The organism is Serratia sp. (in: enterobacteria) (genome assembly GCF_052400455.1).
In the GTDB taxonomy this organism is placed as follows: Bacteria; Pseudomonadota; Gammaproteobacteria; order Enterobacterales; family Enterobacteriaceae; genus Serratia; species Serratia ureilytica.
In genome coordinates this window covers 3,550,126-3,576,259 of sequence record NZ_CP185812.1, presented here as the reverse complement: position 1 = coordinate 3,576,259, position 26,134 = coordinate 3,550,126, and the positions used below count along the sequence as shown (strand labels likewise).

General features: G+C 58.4%; 23 protein-coding genes. 19 read left to right on the top strand and 4 right to left on the bottom strand.

The genetic code is table 11. The features are described from left to right. Positions 1-184: 184 nt before the first annotated feature. The 7 genes from ACORQT_RS17300 to ACORQT_RS17270 all read left to right on the top strand — a co-directional run bounded on the left by ACORQT_RS17300 (position 185) and on the right by ACORQT_RS17270 (position 5,404). Positions 185-628: a PTS sugar transporter subunit IIA gene (locus tag ACORQT_RS17300; RefSeq protein ID WP_147838331.1), complete on the top strand. Its 444-nt coding sequence runs from the start codon at positions 185-187 to the stop codon at positions 626-628. 92 nt (positions 629-720) lie between these two features. Beyond that, entirely contained in the window at positions 721-1,002 is a 282-nt protein-coding gene (locus ACORQT_RS17295; protein WP_025303676.1) for a PTS sugar transporter subunit IIB, read from the top strand. A 23-nt stretch (positions 1,003-1,025) separates the two neighbouring features. Continuing rightward, positions 1,026-2,405, top strand: coding sequence for a PTS ascorbate transporter subunit IIC (locus ACORQT_RS17290; protein WP_004936074.1), 1,380 nt, complete (start codon positions 1,026-1,028; stop codon positions 2,403-2,405). 13 nt (positions 2,406-2,418) lie between these two features. Further along, complete coding sequence (locus ACORQT_RS17285; RefSeq protein WP_204317249.1) at positions 2,419-3,270, top strand: transketolase; 852 nt, start codon at positions 2,419-2,421, stop codon at positions 3,268-3,270. Beyond that, the gene (locus ACORQT_RS17280) at positions 3,263-4,222 is read left to right on the top strand and encodes a transketolase family protein (RefSeq protein WP_042785104.1); all 960 of its coding nucleotides are present in this window, start codon (positions 3,263-3,265) and stop codon (positions 4,220-4,222) included. Before ACORQT_RS17285 ends, ACORQT_RS17280 begins: the two co-directional genes overlap by 8 nt. A 223-nt stretch (positions 4,223-4,445) precedes the next feature. Then, a complete protein-coding gene (locus ACORQT_RS17275) occupies positions 4,446-4,985 on the top strand; it encodes a hypothetical protein (RefSeq protein ID WP_164057497.1) in 540 nt (179 codons plus the stop codon). Further along, the gene (locus ACORQT_RS17270; protein ID WP_042785102.1) at positions 4,982-5,404 is read left to right on the top strand and encodes a putative T6SS immunity periplasmic lipoprotein; all 423 of its coding nucleotides are present in this window, start codon (positions 4,982-4,984) and stop codon (positions 5,402-5,404) included. The genes ACORQT_RS17275 and ACORQT_RS17270 overlap by 4 nt, the downstream gene beginning before the upstream one ends. A gap of 73 nt (positions 5,405-5,477) precedes the next feature. Here the strand turns inward: ACORQT_RS17270 and pta are convergent, their stop codons facing one another. Both pta and ackA read right to left on the bottom strand, forming a co-directional pair. Next, complete coding sequence (gene pta / locus ACORQT_RS17265) at positions 5,478-7,637, bottom strand: phosphate acetyltransferase (RefSeq protein WP_004936066.1); 2,160 nt, start codon at positions 7,635-7,637, stop codon at positions 5,478-5,480. Positions 7,638-7,711: 74 nt separating this feature from the next. Next, complete coding sequence (gene ackA, locus ACORQT_RS17260) at positions 7,712-8,914, bottom strand: acetate kinase (RefSeq protein WP_004936063.1); 1,203 nt, start codon at positions 8,912-8,914, stop codon at positions 7,712-7,714. A 358-nt stretch (positions 8,915-9,272) separates the two neighbouring features. On the opposite strand from ackA, the gene yfbV reads away from it, so the two are divergent. The 4 genes from yfbV to ACORQT_RS17240 all read left to right on the top strand — a co-directional run bounded on the left by yfbV (position 9,273) and on the right by ACORQT_RS17240 (position 12,967). Beyond that, positions 9,273-9,728, top strand: a complete 456-nt coding sequence (gene yfbV / locus ACORQT_RS17255) for a terminus macrodomain insulation protein YfbV (protein WP_004936061.1) — start codon at positions 9,273-9,275, stop codon at positions 9,726-9,728. 140 nt (positions 9,729-9,868) lie between these two features. After that, entirely contained in the window at positions 9,869-10,363 is a 495-nt protein-coding gene (locus ACORQT_RS17250) for a YfbU family protein (protein ID WP_164057496.1), read from the top strand. A 17-nt stretch (positions 10,364-10,380) separates the two neighbouring features. After that, positions 10,381-11,001, top strand: a complete 621-nt coding sequence (locus ACORQT_RS17245; RefSeq protein WP_444859249.1) for a sugar phosphatase — start codon at positions 10,381-10,383, stop codon at positions 10,999-11,001. A gap of 133 nt (positions 11,002-11,134) precedes the next feature. Continuing rightward, complete coding sequence (locus tag ACORQT_RS17240) at positions 11,135-12,967, top strand: SLC13 family permease (protein ID WP_033643862.1); 1,833 nt, start codon at positions 11,135-11,137, stop codon at positions 12,965-12,967. 27 nt (positions 12,968-12,994) lie between these two features. On the opposite strand, the gene yfbR is transcribed toward ACORQT_RS17240, so the two are convergent. After that, positions 12,995-13,594, bottom strand: coding sequence for a 5'-deoxynucleotidase (gene yfbR, locus ACORQT_RS17235; RefSeq protein WP_015378582.1), 600 nt, complete (start codon positions 13,592-13,594; stop codon positions 12,995-12,997). 107 nt (positions 13,595-13,701) lie between these two features. After that, positions 13,702-14,916, bottom strand: a complete 1,215-nt coding sequence (locus tag ACORQT_RS17230; RefSeq protein ID WP_164057495.1) for a pyridoxal phosphate-dependent aminotransferase — start codon at positions 14,914-14,916, stop codon at positions 13,702-13,704. Between the two features lie 856 nt (positions 14,917-15,772). Between ACORQT_RS17230 and lrhA the strand changes: the two genes are divergently transcribed. The 8 genes from lrhA (at position 15,773) to nuoH (ending at position 26,131) form a co-directional block, all read left to right on the top strand. Beyond that, positions 15,773-16,717, top strand: coding sequence for a transcriptional regulator LrhA (gene lrhA, locus ACORQT_RS17225; protein ID WP_033643860.1), 945 nt, complete (start codon positions 15,773-15,775; stop codon positions 16,715-16,717). 707 nt (positions 16,718-17,424) lie between these two features. Beyond that, positions 17,425-17,862, top strand: a complete 438-nt coding sequence (gene nuoA, locus ACORQT_RS17220) for an NADH-quinone oxidoreductase subunit NuoA (RefSeq protein ID WP_004936040.1) — start codon at positions 17,425-17,427, stop codon at positions 17,860-17,862. A gap of 15 nt (positions 17,863-17,877) precedes the next feature. Beyond that, positions 17,878-18,552, top strand: coding sequence for a NuoB/complex I 20 kDa subunit family protein (locus ACORQT_RS17215; RefSeq protein WP_004936039.1), 675 nt, complete (start codon positions 17,878-17,880; stop codon positions 18,550-18,552). Positions 18,553-18,648: 96 nt separating this feature from the next. Beyond that, positions 18,649-20,445 carry an NADH-quinone oxidoreductase subunit C/D gene (nuoC, locus tag ACORQT_RS17210; RefSeq protein WP_033651942.1) on the top strand — a complete coding sequence of 599 codons (1,797 nt, stop codon included), beginning with the start codon at positions 18,649-18,651 and terminating at the stop codon, positions 20,443-20,445. 2 nt (positions 20,446-20,447) lie between these two features. After that, positions 20,448-20,999 (top strand): NADH-quinone oxidoreductase subunit NuoE, encoded by a 552-nt coding sequence (nuoE, locus tag ACORQT_RS17205; protein ID WP_033651941.1) that lies wholly within the window; start codon positions 20,448-20,450, stop codon positions 20,997-20,999. Next, positions 20,996-22,342, top strand: a complete 1,347-nt coding sequence (gene nuoF / locus ACORQT_RS17200) for an NADH-quinone oxidoreductase subunit NuoF (RefSeq protein ID WP_015378579.1) — start codon at positions 20,996-20,998, stop codon at positions 22,340-22,342. The genes nuoE and nuoF overlap by 4 nt, the downstream gene beginning before the upstream one ends. 76 nt (positions 22,343-22,418) lie before the next feature. Then, complete coding sequence (gene nuoG / locus ACORQT_RS17195; protein WP_084587990.1) at positions 22,419-25,157, top strand: NADH-quinone oxidoreductase subunit NuoG; 2,739 nt, start codon at positions 22,419-22,421, stop codon at positions 25,155-25,157. Next, positions 25,154-26,131 carry an NADH-quinone oxidoreductase subunit NuoH gene (gene nuoH, locus ACORQT_RS17190; protein WP_033643858.1) on the top strand — a complete coding sequence of 326 codons (978 nt, stop codon included), beginning with the start codon at positions 25,154-25,156 and terminating at the stop codon, positions 26,129-26,131. The genes nuoG and nuoH overlap by 4 nt, the downstream gene beginning before the upstream one ends. Positions 26,132-26,134 lie beyond the last annotated feature (3 nt).

Below are 26,134 nucleotides of genomic sequence, written 5' to 3'. Positions count from 1 at the left end.
TTGTGGTTAACGCCGCGCCGCGGCATGGCGTTTTGATAGCGCTATCACAGTTCTGCATGATAGCGCTTTGGTAGCGCTATCTTTGTGATGCCAATCACTGTGCAGCCGAGAGGGGTTGATTAAAGTTTTACCGTCGTCGGTGAATTAATCACCGGCCGAAACCATCAACGCTTGGGAGGGTAACGTGCTGAAAGAATGGCTGACCGCCGATCATATACAGCTGTGCGAACGGGTGGAGGACTGGCGCCAGGCGGTAACGCTGAGCGCGCAACCGCTGCTGCAACGCGGCGTGATTACGCCGAATTACCTGACGGCCATCTTTCATCAGCAGGAGCAGCTTGGCCCCTACTTCGTCCTGGCGCCGGGCATCGCCATGCCGCACGCGCGGCCGGAGCAGGGCGCCAACGCGTTGGGGCTGTCGCTGTTGAAGATCCACCAGGGCGTGAATTTTCATTCTGCGGATAACGATCCGGTTCAGGTGGTGGTGATGCTTTCCGCACCCGACGGCAACAGTCACATTGAAATGATTTCGCAGTTGGCGGAATTATTTTCCGATAACACGGCGATGGAGGTGTTATTTCACGCCACAGACAAACGGCAAATTGAGGATATTATCGCCCGCTATTAACGTTTAATCACCAGGAACATTATTAATGCCCATAACGTCGGGAATATTCCCGGCGGCGCTACCCTACACGCTAAATTCAACAGGTGGATATCATGAAAATCATGGCGATTTGCGGTTCAGGTCTCGGCAGCAGCTTTATGGTGGAAATGAACATTAAAAAGGTGCTGAAAAAGATGGGGGTGGAGGCCGAGGTCGAACACTCCGATCTGTCGTCCGCCACTCCCGGCGCCGCCGACGTGTTCGTGATGGCGAAAGACATCGCCGACAGCGCCAGCGTACCGGCCGAGCAGCTGGTGGTGATCAGCAACATCATCGACATTAATGAGCTGGAAGCCAAGCTGCGCGCTTACTTCGAAGCCCACTCAATCATCTGAATAAAACGATTGGCGAGGTGGATATGTTTATCCAGGAAACGCTTAAGTTTGTGGTGGATATATTAAAGGTGCCTTCGGTACTGGTCGGGCTTATTGCGCTGATCGGTTTGCTGGCGCAAAAGAAATCGTTTTCCGACGTGGTGAAAGGCACGGTAAAAACCATTCTTGGCTTTATCGTTTTGGGCGGCGGCGCCACGGTATTGGTCGGGTCGCTCAATCCGCTGGGCGGCATGTTCGAACACGCGTTTAATATTCAGGGCATCATTCCGAATAACGAAGCCATCGTCTCCATCGCGCTGGAGAAATACGGCGCTTCCACCGCGCTGATCATGGCGTTCGGCATGGTGGCGAATATCGTGGTGGCGCGCTTTACCCGATTGAAATACATCTTCCTCACCGGCCACCACACCTTCTACATGGCCTGCATGATCGGCATCATCCTGACGGTGGCGGGCTTCGAGGGCGTACAGCTGGTGTTCACCGGCGCGCTGACCCTGGGGCTGGTGATGGCGTTCTTCCCGGCTATCGCCCAGCGCTATATGCGCCGCATCACCGGCAACGACGATATCGCCTTCGGCCACTTCGGCACCCTGGGCTATGTGCTGTCCGGTTGGATCGGCTCGAAAGTGGGAAAAAACTCGCGCTCGACCGAAGAGATGAACCTGCCGAAAAACCTCAGTTTCCTGCGCGACAGCTCCATTTCTATCTCGATGACCATGATCGTCATCTACCTGATCCTGGCGATCTGCGCCGGGCGGGCCTATGTGGAAAGCGAGCTCAGCGGCGGCCAGAACTACCTGGTGTACTCGATTATCCAGGCCATCACCTTCGCCGCCGGAGTATTTATCATCCTGCAGGGCGTGCGCTTGATTCTGGCGGAGATCGTGCCGGCGTTCACCGGCTTCTCGGAAAAACTGGTGCCTAACGCGCGGCCGGCGCTGGATTGCCCGGTGGTTTACCCCTATGCCCCCAACGCGGTGCTGATCGGCTTCCTGTTCAGCTTCCTCGGCGGGTTGGCCGGGCTGTTCCTGCTGGGGCAACTGAAGATGGTGCTGATCCTGCCCGGCGTGGTGCCGCATTTCTTCACCGGCGCTACCGCCGGGGTGTTCGGCAACGCCACCGGCGGGCGGCGCGGCGCGATGCTGGGCGCTTTCGCCAACGGTCTGCTGATCACCTTCCTGCCGGTGCTGCTGCTGCCGGTGCTGGGGGCGCTGGGCTTTGCCAACACCACCTTCTCCGACGCCGACTTCGGCGCGATCGGCATCCTGCTGGGCAACATGGCGCGCTTTATGTCGAAAGAGATGATCATGCTGGCGATTGTCGCCGTGTTCGCGCTGCTGGTGGCGCATAACTTCCTGGGAAAACGCAAAGGCGCGCCGGCCGCTGACCGCGTCGAGAAATAACGAGGGCATAGTGATGAACGACACAACGAGCGAAATGGAAATTGAAGAGCTGCGCGCCCTGGCGCGCGCCATCCGCCTGGAAACATTGAAGGCGTTGACCGGGCTGGGGTTCGGCCACTACGGCGGTTGCATGTCGGTGGTCGAGACGCTGGCGGTATTGTACGGCGGCGTGATGCGCATCGATCCGGCGGATCCGGACTGGCTGGAGCGCGATGACTTCGTGCTGTCGAAGGGGCACGCCGGCCCGGCGCTGTACAGCACGCTGGCGATCAAGGGCTACTTCCCGCTGGCGGAGTTGCAAACCCTCAATCAGAACGGCACGCGCCTGCCGAGCCATCCTGACCGGCTGCGCACGCGCGGCGTGGACGCCACTACCGGCTCGCTGGGGCAGGGCGTGTCGATCGCCGCCGGCATGGCGCTGTCCCATCGGCTGGCGGGGCGCCGCAATCGGGTGTTCAGCATCCTCGGCGACGGTGAACTGAACGAAGGGCAGTGCTGGGAGGCGTTCCAGTTTATCGCCCACCACAATCTGAACAACCTGACGCTGTTTATCGATTACAACAAACAGCAGCTGGACGGCGCGCTGGACGAGGTGATCCAACCGTTCGATCTGGCCGCCAAGTTCCGCGCTTTCGGCTTTGAGGTGCAGACCATCAAGGGCGACGACATTGCGGCGCTGCTGGCGGCGGTGAGGCCGGCGCGCGGCGGAGAACAGCGGCCGCTGGCGATCGTGCTCGACAGCATCAAGGGACAGGGGGTGACCTATTTGGAAAACCTGTCGAACTCACACCACCTGCGCCTGACGCCGGACGTGCAGCAGGAGATTGAAAAAGCCATCGCCGAACTGGAGGCCGCCCATGTTTAACGTAGTGACGCAGTTGGAAAACGACGCCGTCGAAATGCGCAAAGTCTATGCCGGCGCGGTCCGGCGGCAGATTGAAGCGGGCGCACCGATCATCGCGCTGGAGGCGGATCTGATGAGCTCCATGGCGATGGACGGCGTGCATAAGGATCACCCGCAGCACGTGATCAACTGCGGCATCATGGAGGCTAACGTGATCGGCGTCGCCGCCGGACTGTCGCTGACCGGCCGGGTGCCGTTCGTGCACACCTTTACCGCCTTCGCCAGCCGCCGCTGTTTCGATCAGCTGTTCATGTCGCTGGATTATCAGCGTAACAACGTCAAGGTGATCGCTTCCGACGCCGGGGTGAGCGCCTGCCACAACGGCGGCACCCACATGTCGTTCGAGGATATGGGCATCGTGCGCGGGCTGGCGCACTCGGTAGTGCTGGAAGTGACCGACGCCACCATGTTCGCCGACATTCTGCGCCAGCTGATGGATCTGCGCGGCTTCTACTGGGTGCGCACCATCCGCAAGCAGGCGACGCGCATCTACCAGGACGGCTCGCGCTTTACCATCGGCAAGGGCAACCTGCTGCGCGACGGCGACGATATCACGCTGATCGCCAACGGCATCATGGTGGCGGAGGCGCTGAAGGCGGCGGAGATGCTGGCGCGGCAGGGCGTCAGCGCGGCGGTGATCGATATGTTCACCCTCAAGCCTATTGACCGTGAACTGATCAAAACCTACGCGGCCAAGACCGGACGCATCGTCACCTGTGAAAACCACAGCATTCATAACGGGCTGGGGTCGGCGGTGGCGGAGGTATTGGCGGAGGAATGCCCGACGCCGATGCGGCGCGTGGGGGTGAAGGAACGTTACGGCCAGGTGGGCACCCAGGCGTTTTTACAGCAGGAGTACGGCCTGACCGCCGAGCACATTCTGGAGGCTGCCGGGCAGTTGCTGCAAAAGTAGTTCTTGAGTCAATAACAATTGCTGTAACGAATGAGGCTCGGTGCTCTGGAGAAAGCATATACCTTCCGACCCGGAATTTGAGTCATGACTCACGTATTATTAACTGATAAGCCCCTTAGGGGGCTTTTTGTTTTCGGTGAATAATAGGTGGCCAATGCTTGGGTAAAAAGAGATAATAAAAATAGCGCAATAAATACAATGAGTTATATTCATGGGGTGAATAATGATAACAGCAAGAGGCTCATTCAGAAGGCTGACGCTAGGCGAGATCACGCTATCCCGCTCTCTCTATAAAAATGCCATCGACTACAGTCTTGTTAAAGTGCATAACGCGAGCTATTTCCCGTTTGGTTTGCATAATGGGGAAACGGCCGTTACGCCTAATGGTGAACTTTATTGGCCTGAAAAACACTTCAGGGAAGATTTTTCCACAGAAACAACACGCTATCTATGGTGGTTCATGCATGAAATGGCCCACGTATGGCAGTATCAGATGGGGATAAACGTCCGGCTACGGGGAATAATGAGCTGGGCGGTAACTTATAAATACTCGCTGCCCGATTACTACTCATTAGCTGATTATGGTATGGAGGCGCAAGCCAGCCTTCTTGCAGATTACTTCATCCTTTCTCGTTATGGAAAAGAACGGTGGTTTGAGGTGAAGCTGATGCAAGGTATTATAGGTCCAGATTTGAAAAGCCGTTATGAGCATGTTTTGAAAAGATTTCTTAATGCTCCTACCGACAGGAAAAACCTGAAATGAGAAGAATCTATACCCTCATCATGATGATGTTGCTCAGTGGTTGTATGCTTGAAAAGCAACGTTTTTACACTGCGGATATTACGCTACGGGGAAATGATCTCTGTTTCTCTTTGCCGCAGACCTACCAAACACAGAGTGGCAGGGTCAGTCTGGTCAGTATCGCTATTGAACAACGGTTGGGTAGCCAAACGCATGAACTCTGGCGCAGGGCCATTCTACCGCCAAAACCCGCTGAGACGATCACGCCCGGCCAGTGTATCCCATACTCGTTCAAAGCATTTGAGAGCAATATGCCATACACCGTAGCAATCAGTACCGTGGATCCTCAGGATGCGGATTCGAAACGTTTCTGGCAGCGCAGTTTCTCGCTGAAAATCAGTGACGGCAAGATTTCGCAGGTTATTGCCAGCGCGGAGTAATAAAAAGTCAGAGAAGGGATGAATGAAATAACAAGGGCCGGCAATGCCGGCCCTTGTTTCGTTTGGCGATGAATTACGCCTTGGCGGCGGCAGCGTCAGCCTGGGAAGACTGGATCGCCGTCAGCGCGACGGTGTAGACGATATCGTCAACCAGTGCGCCGCGCGACAGGTCGTTCACCGGCTTGCGCATGCCTTGCAGCATCGGCCCGATGGAGACCAGGTCAGCGGAACGCTGTACCGCTTTGTAGGTGGTGTTGCCGGTGTTCAGATCCGGGAAGATGAACACGGTCGCCTGGCCGGCCACCGGCGAGTTCGGCGCCTTGGACTTGGCGACGTCGGCCATGATGGCGGCGTCGTACTGCAGCGGGCCGTCGATGATCAGATCCGGGCGTTTTTCCTGCGCCAGACGGGTCGCTTCGCGCACTTTCTCTACGTCGCTGCCCGCACCGGAGTTGCCGGTGGAGTAGGAGATCATCGCCACGCGCGGCTCGATGCCGAAGGCCGCGGCGGAATCCGCAGACTGGATGGCGATTTCAGACAGCTGCTCGGCGGTCGGATCCGGGTTGATCGCGCAGTCGCCGTAGACCAGTACCTGGTCAGGCAGCAGCATGAAGAACACGGAGGAGACCAGCGAGCTGCCCGGTGCGGTTTTGATCAGCTGCAACGGCGGACGGATGGTGTTGGCGGTGGTGTGAACCGCACCGGAGACCAGGCCGTCGACTTCGCCTTGTTCCAGCATCAGGGTGCCGAGCACCACGTTGTCTTCCAGCTGCTCGCGCGCGACCACTTCGGTCATGCCCTTGCTCTTGCGCAGCTCAACCAGACGTGGCACGTAGTTTTCACGCACGGCGACCGGATCGACGATTTCGATGCCTTTGCCCAGCTCAACGCCTTGCGCTGCCGCGACGCGCTGGATCTCGTCCGGGTTGCCGAGCAGCACGCATTCCGCGATGCCGCGTTCGGCGCAGATGGCCGCCGCTTTCACGGTGCGCGGCTCGTCGCCTTCCGGCAGCACGATGCGCTTGCCGGCTTTACGCGCCAGCTCGGTCAGTTCGTAACGGAACGCCGGTGGAGACAGGCGGCGTGAACGCTCAGAGGTAGCGGTCAGCGAGTCGATCCACTCGGTGCTGATGTGGCTGGCCACGTAGTTCTGCACTTTCTCGATGCGCTGGTGGTCGTCCGCCGGCACTTCGAGGTTGAAGCTCTGCAGGCTCAGCGAGGTTTGCCAGGTGTTGGTGTCAACCATGAACACCGGCAGGCCGGTCTGGAAGGCGCGTTCGCACAGCTTCTTGATCGGCTCGTCGATGGCGTAGCCGCCGGTCAGCAGGATGGCACCGATTTCCACGCCGTTCATCGCCGCCAGGCAGGCGGAGACCAGCACGTCAGGGCGGTCTGCGGAGGTCACCAGCAGGGAGCCAGGGCGGAAGTGTTCCAGCATGTGCGGGATGCTGCGCGCACAGAAAGTCACGGACTTCACACGGCGGGTCATGATGTCGCCTTCGTTGACCACGCGGGCCTTCAGGTGACGAGCCATGTCGATGGCGCGGGTGGCGATCAGATCGAAACTCCACGGCACGCAGCCCAGAACCGGCAGCGGGCTGTTGGCGAACAGCTGTGCAGGATCGACGTGGGCGATGCTGGCCTTGGTGGAGTCGTCGAAGATTTCGGACAGGTCAGGACGGGTGCGGCCCTGATCGTCGACCGGCGCGTTCAGCTTGTTGATGATAACGCCGGTGATGTTTTTGTTCTTGCTGCCGCCGAAGCTGGTGCGCGCCAGTTCGATGCGCTCTTTCAGCTGCGCCGGGGAGTCGTTGCCCAGCGCCAGCACGAAGACGATCTCGGCGTTCAGGGTTTTGGCGATCTCGTAGTTCAGCGCGTTGGCGAACTGATGCTTGCGGGTCGGCACCAGGCCTTCGATCAGCACCACTTCCGCGTCTTTGGTGTTCTCGTGGTAACGCGCCACGATCTCTTCCATCAGCACGTCTTGCTGGTTGGAGCTCAGCAGGCCCTCAACGTAGTCCATGCGCAGCGGTTCGGCCGCCGGAATGGTGGAGTTGCTGCGGATGATGGTGGTGGTCTGGTCGAGTGCGTTGTCGCCGGTGCGCGGTTGAGCGATAGGTTTGAACACGCTCAGACGAACGCCTTTTTGCTCCATGGAGCGGATGACACCCAGGCTGACGCTGGTCAGGCCGACGCTGGTGCCGGTGGGGATCAACATAATAGTACGTGACACAGAATAGTCCTCTTCACGATTAACATGAGGCTAAAACAACACCGTCAGCCTGGGCTGACGGTGTTTTGGGAGCATTACGCGGTCAGGCGGGATGCGTCCTGCGCGATGACCAACTCTTCGTTGGTCGGGATCACCAGCGCCAGGCGGCTGCCGTCTTTGGTGATGGCGCCGGATTTGCCGAAGCGAGCGGCCATGTTGCGATCGTGGTCGATTTCGAAGCCCAGCAGGCCCAGTTTGTTCAGGGTCAGCTCACGCACCATGCCGGCGTTCTCGCCGATGCCGCCGGTGAAGATCACCGCGTCCAGACGGCCTTCCATCAGCGCGCTGTAGGCGCCGACGTATTTGGCCAGACGGTGGCAGAACACGTCCATGGCGCGTTTGGCGTCGGCTTTGCTGTCGTAGTTGTCTTCAACGTAACGGCAGTCGCTGGTGACTTCGGTCAGGCCCAGCAGGCCGGATTCTTTGGTCAGCATCTTGTTGATCTGGTCAACGCTCATGCCCAGAGAATCGTGCAGGTGGAAGATGATAGCCGGATCGATGTCACCGCTGCGGGTGCCCATCACCAGGCCTTCCAGCGGGGTCAGACCCATGGAGGTGTCAACGCACTGGCCGTTGCGCACTGCGGTGACGGAGCCGCCGTTGCCCAGGTGGCAAGTGATCACGTTCACTTCTTCTACCGGCTTGTTCAGCATCTTCGCGGCTTCTTGAGTCACGTAGAAGTGGCTGGTGCCGTGTGCGCCGTAGCGGCGAACGCCGTGGTCGCGGTACAGGCTGTACGGCAGGGCGTACAGGTAAGATTCTTCCGGCATGGTCTGGTGGAACGCGGTGTCGAACACGGCAACGTTCTTGTCAGCCAGGTGAGGGAAGGATTTCAGCGCTTCCGCGATGCCGATCAGGTGAGCTGGGTTGTGCAGTGGTGCAAACGGCACGGAATCTTTGATACCCTGCAGAACTTCGTCGTTGATCACGGCGGAAGCGGTGAACTTCTCGCCGCCGTGCACGATGCGGTGGCCGATAGCGGTCAGCTGCGCAGAAAGCTCTGGTTTTTGTGCCAGAATAGTATTAACAATGAAGTTCAGCGCTTCGCTGTGTGCAGCGCCGGCCCCCAGGGCAGCTTCGTGTTTGGCGCCGTCCATTTTCCACTTGATGCGAGCTTCAGGCAGGTGGAAACACTCGGCCAAACCGGAGAGGAATTCGTCGCCGTTAACGGCATCGATGATGGCGAATTTCAGAGAAGAACTGCCGCAGTTAAGAACCAGTACTAGCTTACTCGACATGGAAGTACCTACTTAAATAGTCGTGTTGTTAAAAGAAAATCGAACACACGTGGTGAATTAATCGTCAATCAGACAACAAGCGTAGCGCATAGTGCCGATGACATTTATGATTAACATCATGTGAAGTGCACAAATCACAGGATGATGGAAAAACCGATGATTTCTCTGCGGTTTAAATAATCTTGATTTTTATAGGGCTAAAAGTTGACAAAATTTACGTCATCTTCTACCGGCCACAAGGCCGGCTTAGGATACCGATAGCCCGGTGCAAACACAAAATAAATTTAAAGCTTCAAATTTTTTAGTATGGGCTCTGGCAGCACGCTTTTAGTTTCTTTACGTGACGTTGAGGTACGCAATGACGAGCAAACCGTCCGGTTCCGTAAGCTGGTTTCAGGTCTTCCAGCGCGGGCAGCATTATATGAAAACCTGGCCGTCAGACAAACGTCTGGCACCGGTCTTTCCGGAGAACCGCGTTGCGCGTGCCACCCGTTTCGCTATCCGTTTCATGCCGCCGTTGGCGATTTTCACGCTGACCTGGCAGATCGCGCTGGGCGGCCAGCTCGGCCCGGCGATCGCCACCGCGCTGTTCGCCTGCAGCCTGCCGATGCAGGGCTTGTGGTGGCTGGGGCGCCGTTCTGTTACGCCGCTGCCGCCGACGCTGCTGCAATGGTTCCATGAGGTGCGCAACAAGCTGACGGAAGCCGGGCAGGCGGTGGCGCCGCTCGAGGGCACGCCCACCTATCAGACGCTGGCCGATCTGCTTAAGCGCGCCTTCAAGCAGTTGGATAAAACCTTCCTCGACGATCTGTAATGAAAAGGCCGCGCTGATGCGGCCTTTCTCGTGAAAGCGCCAATAACCCCGGTTTAAATCAAAGAACGGTCGAGTTGTGATTTCCTGCGTTCTTGCGCTGTGCGATGCTCCCGCCATCATACAGAAATGAGGAAATCCTGATGGAAATGACCCATGCCCAGCGCCTGATCCTGTCGAATCAGTACAAGATGATGACGCTACTCGATCCGGACAACAGCGATCGTTATCGCCGGTTGCAAACCATCGTCGAACGCGGCTTCGGCTTGCAAATGCGCGAGCTGGATCGTGACTTTGGTGAACTGAGCGAAGAGGTATGCCGCACCATCATCAACGTGATGGAGATGCACCATGCGCTGCAGGTTTCCTGGGGCAATCTGAAAGAGAAGCAGGGGCTGGACGAGCGCCGCCTGGCGTTTCTCGGCTTCGACGCCGCCACCGAGGCGCGCTACCTGAGCTATGTGCGTTTCCTGGTCAACACCGAGGGGCGCTATACTCACTTCGATTCCGGCAGACACGGTTTCAACGCCCAGACCAAAATGTGGGAAAAATACCAGCGTATGCTGGCGATCTGGCTGGCCTGCCCGCGCCAGTATCACTTGAGCGCCGTTGAGATAGCGCAAATCATCAATGCTTGATTAAAAAGAGGTTTTCTGTGGAGTGTAAGGGTTTTCTGTTCGATCTTGATGGCACCCTGGTGGATTCGCTGCCGGCGGTAGAGCGCGCCTGGACGCACTGGGCCGAGCGTCGCGGCGTCGATCCGCAAGCGGTGCTGGACTTCATTCACGGTAAACAGGCCATTACTTCTCTGCGCCACTTTATGCCGGGTGAAAGCGAAGCGGAAATTCAGCGCGAGTTCCAACTGCTGGAGCAGGTGGAAGCGCAGGATACCGAAGGCGTTCGCGCGCTGCCGGGCGCCATCGCGTTGTTGGAGCGCCTGAACGCGCTCGGCATCCCTTGGGCGATCGTCACCTCCGGTTCGGTGCCGGTAGCCGGCGCTCGCCGCCAGGCCGGCGGTTTGCCGCAGCCGGCGGTGTTCATCACCGCCGAGCAGGTTAAACACGGCAAGCCTCAGCCCGATGCCTACCTGCTGGGCGCCGAACGTCTGGGGCTGGCGCCGCACGAGTGCGTGGTGGTTGAAGACGCGCCGGCCGGCATTCTTTCGGGGCTGGCGGCGGGCTGCCAGGTGATTGCGGTCAACGCCCCGGCCGACGCGCCGAAGCTGGAGCAGGTTGACCTGCGGCTGGATTCGCTGGCGCAGATCGCCGTTGACTAAACGGCGCAGGGCGCGATCGTTCGCCTACTGGCCTGAGTGGCATTATCTTCACCCTAATTGATTAGACCCCGCCTTTGCGGGGTTTTTTTATGCTATTTTTTAAGCCCTTGGACATTTGCCGGATGAGGCCGTTTTGAACAGCGAATTACTGTGGGTGCTGAGTTTACTGCTGATTGCCATCGTGCTGTTTACCACCAACAAGCTGCGCATGGACGTGGTGGCGCTGTTGGTGATCATCGCCTTCGTGCTGAGCGGCACGCTCAGCCTGCAGGAGGCGACGGTCGGGTTCAGCGATCCCAACGTGATTCTGATCGCCGCGCTGTTCGTGATCGGCGAAGGGTTGGTGCGCACCGGGGTGGCCTACCAGGTGGGCGACTGGCTGGTCAAAGTGGCCGGCAGCAGCGAAACCAAAATGTTGATGCTGCTGATGGTGACGGTCGCCGGGCTGGGGGCATTTATGAGCTCGACCGGCGTGGTGGCGATCTTTATCCCGGTGGTGCTCAGCGTGACGGCCAGAATGAAGATCGCGCCGGGGCGGCTGATGATGCCGCTCAGCTTCGCCGGGCTTATCAGCGGCATGATGACGTTGGTGGCCACGCCACCCAATATGGTGGTCAACAGCGAGCTGGTGCGCGAAGGCATCCATGGTTTCGGTTTCTTCAGCGTGACGCCGATCGGCCTGGTGGTGCTGGCGCTGGGGGTCGGCTACATGCTGATCGCCCGGCGTTGGCTGGGCAGCGGTGACACGGGCAAAGCCGGCGACGGCTGGCAGCGCCGCACCTTCCGCGATCTGATCCGCGATTACAGACTGACCGGCCGCGCGCGGCGGCTGGCTGTCCGCAGCGCTTCGCCGCTGATTGGGCGTTCGCTGGATGAACTGCACCTGCGTGCGCGCTACGGCGCCAACGTGGTGGGCATCGAACGCTGGAAACGCTTTCGGCGGGTGATGGTCAGCGCCTCCGGCAGCACCGAGCTGCGCGAGGGTGACGTTCTCTTGATCGACATGTCGGACAGCCAGATCGATCTGCGCGAATTCTGCGGCGAACAGCGGCTGGAGCCGATGGTGCTGCGCGGCGATTACTTCTCGGAACAGTCGCGCAACGTCGGCATGGCGGAGGTCTCGCTGATCCCTGACTCGGCGCTGCTGGGCAAAAGCCTGCGCGAAGCGGCGTTCCGCAGCCGCTACGATCTGAACGTGGTGGGCATCCGCCGCCACGGCGAGACGCTCGGCGGCAAACTGGTGGACGAGCCGCTGGAGCTGGGCGACATTTTGCTGGTGATCGGCGACTGGAAGGCGATCCGTCAACTGCAGGCCAAAACCCATGACTTTATCGTGCTCAACTTGCCGGCCGAAGTGGACGAAGTGGCCCCGGCCATCACGCAGGCGCCGCACGCGCTGTTTTGCCTGGCGTTGATGGTGGCGATGATGCTGACCGACGAAATCCCCAACCCGATCGCGGCGCTGATCGCCTGTTTGCTGATGGGCAAATTCCGCTGTATCGACATGGAGAGCGCTTATAAATCGATCCATTGGCCGAGCATCATTTTGATCGTCGGCATGATGCCGTTCGCGCAGGCGCTGCAAAAGACCGGCGGGGTCAGTCTGATCGTCAGCGGGCTGATGGATGTCGCCGGCGGGGCGGGGCCGCGCGTGATGCTGCTGTGCCTGTTCGTCTTGTGCGCGACTATCGGGCTGTTTATTTCCAACACCGCGACGGCGGTGCTGATGGCGCCGATCGCCATCGCCGCCGCGCGCGAAATGGGCGTCTCGCCATACCCGTTCGCGATGATTATCGCCATCGCCGCGTCCGCCGCCTTTATGACGCCGGTCTCTTCACCGGTCAACACGCTGGTGCTGGGGCCGGGCAATTACAAGTTCGGCGATTTCGTGCGTCTCGGCGTGCCGTTCACCCTGCTGGTGATGGCGGTCAGCGTGATTGTGGTGCCGTGGCTCTACGGTTTTTAACGGCGCAGCGAGGCTGCGCCGGCGGGGTTACAGCGAACTGTCGAGGCTGATTTCGTCCAGCGACAGGCTGAAGCTGGGAATGAACACTTCCATGAAGTAGTCCATCTCCGGGCTGCGGCGCTGTTCCAGGGTTTTATCCAGCCGCGCCTTGGCCAGGGTGAATTCGTTGTTGCCGGCAGACAGCTCTTCTAGGCATTTCAGGTAGGCGCACAGCGCATCAGCCTGCTTCACCACCTGCTTTTCATCTTCGCTGTAATAATGCTCATCGAGAATGGTGCGAAAATCGTTGCGCAGCTCCGCCGGGATCATATCCAGCAGCTTTTGCTGGGCGATCTTTTCGATCTTCTTGTACTCATGGGCGATCTGCGGATTGTAGTATTTGATCGGCGTCGGCATGTCGCCGGTGATCACTTCGCTGGCGTCATGGTACATCGCCAACAGCGCAACGCGGTCGGCGTTGAGGTTGCCGTTGAATTTGCGGTTCTTGATCACCGCCAACGCGTGGGCGACAAAGGCCACCTGCAGACTGTGTTCGGAGACGTTCTCGGTGCGCACGTTGCGCATCAGCGGCCAGCGGTTGATCAGTTTCAGGCGGGACAGATGGGCGAAGAAATGGCTCTGACTCATGGTGCTCTCTTTAACGGCAAGTGAGGGCCCCATTGTGAAGCAGTGTCGGCGAATTTTGCAACCGGGCTGTGAGGGAAGGGCGCAGCGAGGCGCTGCGCCCCTGATGATTATTGGTGATAGCCTTCCAGGAAGCGGCCCAGCTTGCCGACCGCCATTTCCAGTTCGTCTACGCGCGGCAGGGTGACGATGCGCACGTGATCGGGGTAAGGCCAGTTGAACGCGGAGCCCTGCACCAGCAGCACTTTTTCCTGCAGCAGCAGATCCAGCACCAGCTTCTGGTCGTCATGGATGTTGAAGCGTTTGGCATCGATGCGCGGGAACATGTACAACGCGCCCTGCGGCTTCACGCAAGAGACGCCCGGGATGTCGTTGAGCAATTCCCAGGTGCGGTTGCGCTGTTCGTACAGGCGGCCGCCGGGCTGAATGAATTCGCTGATGCTCTGATAACCGCCCAGCGCGGTCTGAATCGCGTGCTGCATCGGCACGTTGGCGCACAGGCGCATCGAAGCCAGCATCTCCAGCCCTTCGATATAGCCTTTGGCGTGCTTTTTCGGCCCGTTCAGCACCATCCAGCCCTGGCGGAAACCCGCCACGCGGTAGGTCTTCGACAGGCCGTTGAAGGTCACGGTCAGCAGATCCGGCGCCAGCGCGGCGATCGAGTGGTGCTCTGCTTCGTCGTACAGGATCTTGTCGTAGATCTCGTCGGCGAAGATGATCAGGTTGTGTTGACGGGCGATCTCGACGATCTGATCAAGCAGCGCTTTGCTGTAGACCGCACCGGTCGGGTTGTTCGGGTTGATGATCACGATGCCGCGGGTGCGCGGGGTGATCTTGCTGATGATGTCGTCCAGATCCGGGAACCAGCCGGCCTGCTCATCGCACAGGTAATGTACGGCCTTGCCGCCGGACAGCGACACTGCGGCGGTCCACAGCGGATAGTCCGGCGCCGGCACCAGCATTTCGTCGCCGCTGTTGAGCAGCGCCTGCATGGACTGAACGATCAGCTCGGAGACGCCGTTGCCAATGTAGATATCCTCAACGGTCACGTCACGCATGTTGCGCGCCTGATAGTGCTGCATGATCGCTTTACGCGCCGAGAAGAGGCCTTTGGAATCGGAGTAGCCTTGCGCCGTGGGCAGATTGCGGATCACGTCGACCAGGATTTCGTCCGGGGCGTCGAAGCCGAACGGGGCAGGGTTGCCGATGTTCAGTTTCAGGACTTTATTGCCTTCTTCTTCAAGACGTTTAGCTTCTTTAAGCACCGGGCCGCGAATGTCATAGCAGACGTTGTCCAGTTTGCTGGATTTCTCAATGGGGGACATAAAAAGTTGAGCCTTTTGCTGGGATAGGGGCGCTCCTACCGTGGGACGCCGCAACCCGCCCAATGTACTCCTGGCGTAGTTGCTTTTGAAGGGTTTTGCACGCCTTTGGTGCAAATGCATGTCGTAACGGGGGATTTTAGTTATGATAAGCAAAGGTAAAGTTATTTTGTGGTTCATAATTTCATGAACTATAATTTTACTAGGGTTTTGTTCTGTTAAATCGAGCGTCGTTCAACGCGACGCGCTGGCGTCAGCGCCTGGGCGTGGAGAACTGATAAGCCGTAAGGGAGAATGGTTTTCAGTAACTGTAAAGGAACGATAATACCGGAGTTGTCTGATAGCGGGTTGTCAGATGACACACCACACTAAGAAAAATGGCATATTTACATAAGCTTTACTTTATATTTTATCTTAAGCATTGTTTATGTGGTTATGAGAATATTATTTAAAGTAAAAATCTTACTGATTGAATTTATTAAATTCATTGCGTGGTGATACGAAGTCGGTGCCGTTAATTATTTATATTTCTTGCTCGTAAATGCAGTTTGAACGCTAGTTGATAAGGGTTATCAGTAGCACGAATGGAGTGGAAATTAGGCAGTATGAATGAGTAAAATCTCAGGCCCGGTGGGGGTTTTCCCCGTATGCCGGCATTTAGTCCCCCGCGTTCTATAAGCAGTATCGATAGATCGCATTTCAAAAAGCGATAGAGGTAACGAATCATAAGTAATTTTTTTGCCCTCCACTTATGAGTGGGGTACTGTCATAACAGGCTCCGTCCTTTTTCAACGGCGTCTGAGAAACACACCAGGGTAGTAGTTCGTAAATTAGAATTTAAAAAAGTGAAGAATACACTATGACAACTGCAAATCGTCCGATACTTAATCTCGACCTCGATCTGCTAAGAACCTTTGTTGCGGTTGCTGATTTGAATACTTTCGCAGCGGCGGCTGTCGCCGTTTGCCGTACTCAATCAGCCGTCAGCCAACAAATGCAGCGATTAGAGCAACTGGTCGGCAAAGAACTGTTTGCCCGCCATGGGCGCAACAAACTTCTGACTGAGCATGGTATTCAGCTTCTCGGTTATGCCAGAAAAATTCTGCGCTTTAACGATGAAGCCTGTACCTCTCTGATGTACAACAATATTAAAGGTGTTCTGACCATCGGCGCTTCCGACGACACCGCCGATACCATTCTGCCTTTCCTGCTGAACCGCGTAACCGCCATCTATCCGAAGCTGGCTATTGACGTGCGCGTGAAGCGCAGCACGACGATGGTCGATCTGCTGGAGGAGGGCGAGATCGATCTGGCGGTGACCACGGCCGATCCCGAAGGGCATCCGCACATCGTGCTGCGCACGTCGCCGACGTTGTGGTACTGCGCCGCCGATTACCATTACCAGGCCGGCGAGCCGATCCCGCTGGTGGTGATGGACGAGCCAAGCCCGTTCCGTTCGCTGGCGATCAAGCAGTTGGACGAAGCCGGCATCCCGTGGCGCATCGCCTACGTCGCTTCCACGCTGTCCGCGGTGCGGGCGGCTTGCAAGGCCGGCCTGGGCGTGACCGCGCGGCCGATCGAGATGATGAGCCCTGACCTGCGGGTGCTGGGCGCGGCGGAAGGTTTGCCGCCGTTGCCGGATACCCAGTATGCGCTGTGCAAAAACGCGCAGTGCAGCAATGAGCTGGCGATGGCCATCTTCAGCGCGATGCAGGGCGGCAATGACGGCTATGGCTTCAACGGCGCGGAAGGCGGTCTCCAGAGCGATCAGGATGACGCCAGCCTGGTGGACGAAGAAGAATAACGCTGCGGCGCGATATCTGATGAAAACCTCTGCTTCGGCGGAGGTTTTTTTTGTCCTTTTTTTACCTAAAATTGTATTTATATGTATTTGGTTTGTTTTTTAAATTGAGTTGGCTGTTTTGTTAGCTTTTAAGCGTCACTGAAAAGAGAGTTTGGCCGGGTTTAATACGCTAAGTTCGTTTTTTGAGCAATAAGATTGAATGGGTTAAAGGCATGGTAATAACAGGGTTATTTTGTTAGCTTATAGCGGCCGTTTTTGCGGCTCAATTTGAGGAAAATTGTTAAAGGGCCACACTTTTTTTGAGGATTTATGCTGAAAACGTGTCCTGGATCAAAAAAATACCCCTAGGTAGTGAGTGGAAGAACAGGGAATTCCTGAGACAATGGTATAGTAAAACTGAAATGTGCATGTTGGTTTATATCTATCTGTTTCTACACAAAAATTAACTGACACGATTTAGCCTGTCCCTGGCGCATCAAATGTTAATCAAATGATACGTATGTAAACTAGTGTGTAGATACTTTTGTCAAAGTTGACAAAAGGTTATAGAAAGGAGTAAAAAGCCCACAGAAAAACGCTGCCTAACTCGCTGTAAAAGCAGTTTGTTTGTGTGGTTATTTATCCTTCCCTTAAATCGATGTGGCGCACTAACTGCCGGTGACAAGAGCAGTGCGATCGACGCCACTTTTGATGAGTAAGCATAGAGTATGTCAACAACCACTGAAGTTATCGCTCATCACTGGGCGCTCGCCGTATTTCTCGTTGTGGCTATCGGGCTCTGCGGCTTAATGCTGCTGGGCGCGTTCTTCTTGGGCGGGAGAGCCCGGGCGCGCGCCAAACACACCCCGTTTGAATCAGGCATCGACTCGGTCGGCACGGCGCGCATGCGTTTGTCCGCCAAGTTCTACCTGGTGGCCATGTTCTTCGTTATTTTCGACGTTGAAGCCTTATACCTGTATGCCTGGTCGGTCTCGATTCGCGAGAGCGGCTGGGTAGGCTTTATCGAAGCCGCCATTTTCATTTTGGTGCTATTGGCCGGTCTGGTTTATCTGGTGCGCATCGGCGCGTTGGATTGGACTCCGGCGCGTTCCCAACGCCGCAGCAAACCGAGCACGATCACTAACACCAACAGTCATCCGCAGTAACAGCGAGGCATTAAGATGGACTATACGCTCACCCGCATAGACCCGAACGGTGAGAACGACCGTTATCCCCTGCAAAAACAGGAGATCGTCGCCGATCCCCTGGAACAACAGGTCCACCGCACGGTTTACATGGGTAAACTCGAGCATGCGCTGCATGACATGGTGAACTGGGGGCGTAAAAACTCTATTTGGCCGTATAACTTCGGCCTTTCGTGCTGTTACGTGGAGATGGTGACGTCGTTTACCGCCGTTCACGACGTGGCGCGTTTCGGTGCGGAAGTGTTGCGCGCCTCCCCGCGTCAGGCTGACCTGATGGTGGTGGCCGGCACCTGCTTCACCAAGATGGCCCCGGTTATCCAACGCCTGTACGAGCAGATGCTGGAACCCAAGTGGGTGATCTCGATGGGCGCTTGCGCCAACTCCGGCGGCATGTACGACATCTATTCCGTGGTGCAGGGCGTGGACAAGTTCCTGCCGGTCGACGTGTACATTCCCGGCTGCCCACCGCGTCCGGAAGCCTACATGCAAGCGCTGATGCTGCTGCAGGAATCCATCGGCAAAGAACGTCGCCCACTGTCGTGGGTTGTCGGCGATCAGGGCGTTTACCGCGCCAATATGCAGTCTGAAAGAGAGCGTAAACACGGCGAGCGCATCGCGGTGACCAACCTCCGGACGCCTGACGAGATTTAAGACGTTCATTTAACGTCCATCTTAGTGCGCTATTGGTTAACACAGCGAAAAGTGAAACTTGCGGCGAATAACCCTTTAGTGTGGTGAAAAAAAATTATGACAGATTTGACGACGCACGACGCCTTGCCTGCCTGGCAGACCCGAGATCACCTTGACGACCCGGTGATCGGCGAACTGCGCAACCGTTTTGGGCCGGAAGCCTTTACTGTTCAGGCCACCCGCACCGGCATGCCCGTGGTATGGGTTAAACCTGACCAGTTACTGGAAGTAATGACGTTCCTGAGAAAACAGCCGAAGCCGTATGTCATGCTGTTCGATCTGCATGGCGTGGACGAACGTCTTCGCACCCACCGCGACGGCCTGCCCGCTGCGGATTTCTCCGTTTTCTACCATCTGATTTCCATCGAGCGCAACCGCGACATCATGCTGAAGGTGGCGCTGTCTGAAAAAGACCTGCACGTGCCGACGGCCACCAAGGTGTTCCCAAACGCCAACTGGTATGAGCGCGAGACCTGGGAAATGTTCGGCATCACCTTCGACGGCCACCCGCACCTGTCGCGCATCATGATGCCGCAGACCTGGGAAGGGCACCCGCTGCGCAAGGACTACCCGGCGCGCGCCACCGAATTCGATCCTTTCGTGTTGACCAAGCAGAAAGAAGATCTGGAGATGGAAGCGCTGACCTTCAAGCCGGAAGACTGGGGCATGAAGCGCGGCACCGAGAACGAAGACTTCATGTTCCTCAACCTCGGCCCGAACCACCCGTCTGCGCACGGTGCGTTCCGCATCATTCTGCAGCTGGACGGCGAAGAGATCGTCGACTGCGTGCCGGATATCGGCTATCACCACCGCGGCGCCGAGAAGATGGGCGAGCGTCAATCCTGGCACAGCTACATTCCGTACACCGACCGCATCGAATACCTCGGCGGCTGCGTGAACGAAATGCCTTACGTGCTGGCGGTTGAAAAGCTGGCCGGCATCAAGGTGCCGGAGCGCGTTGACACCATTCGCGTGATGCTGTCCGAACTGTTCCGCATCAACAGCCACCTGCTGTACATCTCCACCTTCATTCAGGACGTCGGCGCGATGACCCCGGTGTTCTTCGCCTTTACCGACCGCCAGAAGATCTACGATCTGGTGGAAGCGATCACCGGCTTCCGTATGCACCCGGCCTGGTTCCGCATCGGCGGCGTCGCGCACGATCTGCCGCGCGGCTGGGATCGCCTGCTGCGTGAATTCCTCGAATGGATGCCGAAGCGTCTGGATTCCTACGTGAAAGCGGCGCTGAAGAACAGCATTCTGAAAGGCCGTTCCATCGGCGTCGCGTCTTACAACGCCAAAGAAGCGCTGGAATGGGGCGTGACCGGTGCCGGTCTGCGCGCCACCGGCGTCGAGTTCGACGTGCGTAAATGGCGCCCGTACTCCGGCTACGAGAACTTCGACTTCGAAGTGCCGGTCGGCGACGGCAACAGCGACTGCTACACCCGCGTGATGCTGAAGGTGGAAGAGCTGCGCCAGAGCCTGCGCATCCTCGAACAGTGCCTGAACAATATGCCGGAAGGCCCGTTCAAGGCCGATCACCCGCTGACCACGCCGCCGCCGAAAGAGCGCACGCTGCAGCACATTGAAACGCTGATCACCCACTTCCTGCAGGTTTCCTGGGGCCCGGTGATGCCAGCCAACGAATCATTCCAGATGATTGAAGCCACCAAAGGGATCAACAGCTACTACCTGACCAGCGACGGCAGCACCATGAGCTACCGCACCCGGGTACGTACGCCGAGCTTTGCGCACCTGCAGCAGATCCCATCGGTCATCCGAGGCAGCCTGGTTTCCGACCTGATCGTCTATCTGGGTAGTATCGATTTTGTAATGTCAGATGTGGACCGCTAACTATGGACTCTCAAAAAGACAATCACGCAGTCAACGATGCGCTCGAGCCCATCAATGCAGCCGCTCCTCAGAGCGGCGTTGATGCATTTGTACTGAGCGCGGAAGAACGTGATGCGATCGAGCACGAAAAGCACCATTACGAGGATCCGCGCGCCGCTTCCATCGAAGCACTGAAAATTGTGCAGAAGCAGCGCGGCTGGGTTCCGGACGGTGCGATTTACGCCATCGCGGAAGTGCTGGGCATCCCCGCCAGCGACGTAGAAGGCGTGGCCACGTTCTACAGCCAGATTTTCCGTCAGCCAGTAGGACGTCACGTGATCCGTTATTGTGACAGCGTTGTTTGTCACATCACCGGTTACCAGGGCATTCAGGCCGCTATCGAGAAGAAGCTGAACATCAAACCGGGTCAAACCACCTTTGATGGCCGCTTCACGCTGCTGCCGACCTGCTGTCTGGGCAACTGCGATAAAGGGCCGACCATGATGATTGATGACGACACGCACAGTCAGCTGAAGCCTGAAGATATCGAGACGCTACTGGAGCAGTATCAATGACCAAGCACATTGTACGCACTCCCGAAACGCATCCGCTGACCTGGCGTCTGCGCGATGACAAGCAGCCGCTGTGGCTGGACGAATACCGCAGCAAAAACGGCTATGCCGGCGCAGAGAAGGCCCTCAAAGGCCTGGCCCCGGACGAGATCGTCGGCCTGGTGAAAGATTCCGGGCTGAAGGGCCGCGGCGGCGCGGGCTTCTCCACCGGTTTGAAGTGGAGCCTGATGCCGAAGGACGAATCCATGAACATCCGTTACCTGCTGTGTAACGCCGATGAGATGGAGCCGGGCACCTATAAAGACCGCCTGCTGATGGAGCAGCTGCCGCACCTGCTGGTGGAAGGCATGCTGATCTCCGCGTTCGCGCTGAAAGCCTATCGCGGGTACATCTTCCTGCGCGGCGAGTACATCGAAGCGGCGGCGCACCTGCGTCGCGCCATCGCGGAAGCCACCGAAGCCGGCTATCTGGGCAAGAACATTCTCGGCACCGGGTTTGATTTCGAGCTGATCGTGCACACCGGCGCCGGCCGTTACATCTGCGGCGAAGAAACCGCGCTGATCAACTCGCTGGAAGGCCGCCGCGCCAACCCGCGTTCCAAGCCGCCATTCCCGGCCAGCGCCGGCGTCTGGGGCAAGCCGACTTGCGTCAACAACGTCGAAACGCTGTGCAACGTGCCGGCCATTTTGGCGAACGGCGTGGAGTGGTACACCGGCATCTCCGGCAGTGAAGACAAAGGCACCAAGCTGATGGGCTTCTCCGGCCGGGTGAAAAATCCGGGCGTCTGGGAGCTGCCGTTCGGCACCACCGCGCGCGAAATCCTGGAAGATTACGCCGGCGGCATGCGCGACGGTCTGCGTTTCAAAGCCTGGCAGCCGGGCGGCGCGGGCACCGACTTCCTGACCGCCGATCACCTCGATCTGCCGATGGAATACGGCGCGATCGGCAAAGCCGGCAGCCGTCTCGGCACCGCGTTGGCGATGGCGGTAGACCACGAGATCGGCATGGTGCCGCTGGTGCGCAACCTGGAAGAGTTCTTCGCCCGCGAGTCCTGCGGCTGGTGTACGCCATGCCGCGATGGCCTGCCGTGGAGCGTGAAGATCCTGCGTGCGTTGGAAAACGGCGAAGGGCAGCCGGGGGATATCGAAACCCTCGAACAGCTGTGCCGTTCCCTCGGCCCGGGCAAAACCTTCTGCGCCCACGCGCCAGGTGCCGTAGAGCCACTGCAAAGCGCGATTAAATATTTCCGTGAAGAGTTCGAGGCGGGTATCGCCGTGCAGCACTTCGGCAACGCGCATGCGATTGGCGGCATTCAGCCGAACAATCTGCTGAAGCAACGCTGGTAAGCCGACTCGCCCGAACACGGCCAGAATTTTTGATTAACGCCTGCCGCAAGGCAGGCCACTTGGAAGCATGCTGACTATGGCTACGATTCATGTAGACGGCAAAGAGTATGAGGTAGACGGAGCGGACAACCTGCTGCAGGCTTGTCTCTCCCTCGGCCTTGATATTCCTTACTTTTGCTGGCATCCGGCGCTGGGAAGCGTCGGCGCTTGCCGCCAATGTGCGGTAAAGCAATACCAAAACGCGGAAGATACGCGCGGCCGTTTGGTGATGTCCTGTATGACCCCGGCATCCGATGGCACCTTCATCTCCATCGATGACGGCGAAGCGAAGCAGTTCCGTGAAAGCGTGGTCGAGTGGTTGATGACCAACCACCCGCACGATTGCCCGGTCTGTGAGGAAGGCGGTAACTGTCACCTGCAGGATATGACGGTAATGACCGGCCACAGCTTCCGTCGCTACCGCTTCACCAAGCGCACCCACAACAACCAGGAGCTGGGGCCGTTTATCTCGCACGAGATGAACCGCTGCATCGCCTGCTATCGCTGCGTGCGTTACTACAAAGACTATGCGGACGGCACCGACTTCGGCGTGTACGGCGCGCACGACAACGTCTACTTCGGTCGCCCGGAAAGCGGCACGCTGGAAAGCGAGTTCTCCGGCAACCTGGTGGAAGTGTGCCCGACCGGCGTCTTCACCGACAAAACGCACTCCGAACGCTACAACCGTAAATGGGACATGCAGTTCGCGCCGAGCATTTGCCAGCAGTGCAGCATCGGCTGTAACACCAGCCCGGGCGAGCGCTATGGCGAGCTGCGCCGTATCGAAAACCGTTACAACGGCAGCGTGAACCACTACTTCCTGTGCGACCGCGGCCGTTTCGGTTACGGCTACGTCAACCAGAAAGATCGTCCGCGTCAACCGCAGCAGCTGCGCGGCGACGACTGGATCACCCTGAACGCCGAGCAGGCGATGCAGGGCGCGGCGGACATCCTGCGTCAGGCGAAGAAAACCATCGGCATCGGCTCCCCGCGCGCCAGCCTGGAAAGCAACTTCGCGCTGCGCGAGCTGGTCGGCACCGAGAACTACTACACCGGTATCGCTCAGGCGGAGCAATCACGCCTGGCGCTGATGCTGAACGTGCTGAAGAACGGCGGCGTTCATACGCCGGCGCTGCGTGAGATCGAAGATTACGACGCGGTGCTGGTGCTGGGCGAAGACCTGACGCAAACCGGCGCGCGCATCGCGCTGTCCGTGCGTCAGGCCGTCAAGGGTAAAGCCCGCGCGATGGCGGCGGCGCAGCGCGTTGCCGACTGGCAGATCGCGGCGGTGCAGAACATCGGCCAGCACGCCAAGTACCCGCTGTTCACCACCAACGTCGACAACACCCGCCTGGACGACATCGCCGCCTGGAACTACCGCGCGCCGGTAGACGAGCAGGCGCGCTTCGGCTTCGCCATCGCGCACGCGCTGGATAGCGCAGCGCCGGCGGTGAACGATCTGGCCGATGGCCTGAACAAGAAAGTCGACATCATCGTGCAGGCGCTGACCGGCGCACGCAAACCGCTGATCATTACCGGCAGCAACGCCGGCAGCGAAGCCATCATCGAAGCGGCGGCCAACATCGCCAAAGCGTTGAAGGGCCGCGGTTCCGACGTCGGCATCACCTTCGTGGCGGGCGCCGCCAACAGCATGGGCCTGGCGATGATCGGCGGCGGTTCGCTCGATCAGGCGCTGGAACAGCTGGCGAGCGGCGCAGCCGATACCGCCATCGTGATGGAAAACGATCTCTATCGCCATGCGCCGGCGGCGCAGGTGGACGCAGCGTTGGCTAAGGTCAGCAACCTGATCGTCGCCGATCACCAGCGCACCGCGATCATGGACAAAGCCAACCTGATCCTCTCCTCGGCCAGCTTTGCCGAGAGCGACGGTACGCTGATCAACCAGGAAGGCCGCGCGCAGCGCTTCTTCCAGGTATACGATCCGGCTTACTACGACGACGCCAAGAAGAATCAGTTCACCGTGATGCTGGAAAGCTGGCGCTGGATGCACTCGCTGCACTCCACCTACACCAGCCGCCATGTGGATTGGACTCAGCTCGATGACGTGATCGCCGCTTGCGTCGCCGCGTTGCCGCAGCTGCAGGGCATCGTCGATGCCGCGCCGGACGCGACTTTCCGCATTCGCGGTCAGAAGCTGGCGCGTTCGCCGCACCGTTCCAGCGGCCGTACCGCCATGCGCGCCAACATCAGCGTGCACGAGCCGCGTCAGCCGCAGGATAAAGACACCATGTTCGCCTTCTCGATGGAAGGGAACAACAGCCCGCTGGCCGATCGTCAGCAGATCCCGTTCGCCTGGGCGCCAGGCTGGAACTCACCGCAGGCATGGAACAAGTTCCAGGCTGAAGTGGGCGGCAAACTGCGCCACGGCGATCCGGGCGTGCGCCTGATCGAAGCGGGGGAGGGCAGCCTCGGTTACTTCGACCGCGTGCCAGCCGCCTTCAATCCGAACGACGGCTGGCGTGTCGCGCCTTACTACCACCTGTTCGGCAGCGATGAAATGTCGCAGCGCTCTCACGTGATCCAGCAGCGCATGCCGGAAGCCTACGTGATGGTCAACCCGGCCGACGCGGCGACGCTTGGCGTCAACGCGGGCAGCCTGGTGGAGTTCAGCTGTGCGGGCCAGACCTTGCGTCTGCCGGTGCGTCTGAGTGAAACCCTGACCCAGGGCCAGGTTGGTTTGCCGCTCGGCTTGCCAGGGATCCCGCCGATTTTGGTGGGTGCTAAGGTAGACAATCTGCGGGAGGCGGCACGATGAGCTGGTTTACCCCTGAGGTGATCGACATTCTGATCGCCGTTCTTAAAGCGGTCGTGATCCTGTTGGTGGTCGTGGCGTGCGGGGCGTTCATGAGCTTCGGCGAACGCCGCCTGCTCGGTCTGTTCCAGAACCGTTACGGACCGAACCGCGTAGGCTGGGGCGGCTCGCTGCAGCTGGTCGCCGACATGATCAAAATGTTCTTCAAGGAAGACTGGGTGCCGAGATTCTCCGACCGGGTGATCTTCACCCTGGCGCCGATGATCGCCTTTACTTCCCTGTTGCTGGCATTTGCCATCGTGCCGGTCAGCCCGACCTGGGCGGTGTCCGATCTCAACATCGGTATTCTGTTCTTCCTGATGATGGCCGGCCTGGCGGTGTACGCCGTGCTGTTCGCCGGCTGGTCGAGCAACAACAAATACTCGCTGTTGGGCGCGATGCGTGCCTCCGCGCAAACCCTGAGCTACGAAGTGTTCATTGGCCTGTCGCTGATGGGCGTGGTGATGCAGGCGGGTTCGTTCAACATGCAGGCTATCGTTGAATCGCAGGCGCACGTCTGGAACGTCATTCCGCAGTTCTTCGGCTTCGTGACCTTCGCGATCGCCGGCGTGGCGGTGTGTCACCGTCACCCGTTTGACCAGCCGGAAGCCGAACAGGAACTGGCTGACGGTTACCACATCGAATATTCCGGCATGAAGTTCGGTCTGTTCTTCGTGGGGGAATACATCGGTATCGTCACCGTGTCCGCCCTGATTGTGACGTTGTTCTTCGGCGGCTGGCAGGGTCCGTTCCTGCCGCCATTCATCTGGTTCGCGTTGAAAACGGCCTTCTTCATGATGATGTTCATCCTGATCCGCGCCGCGCTGCCGCGTCCGCGTTATGACCAGGTGATGTCTTTCGGCTGGAAAGTGTGCCTGCCGCTGACGCTGCTGAACCTGCTGGCAACCGCCGCGGTCATTTTGTACAACGCTCAATAAGGG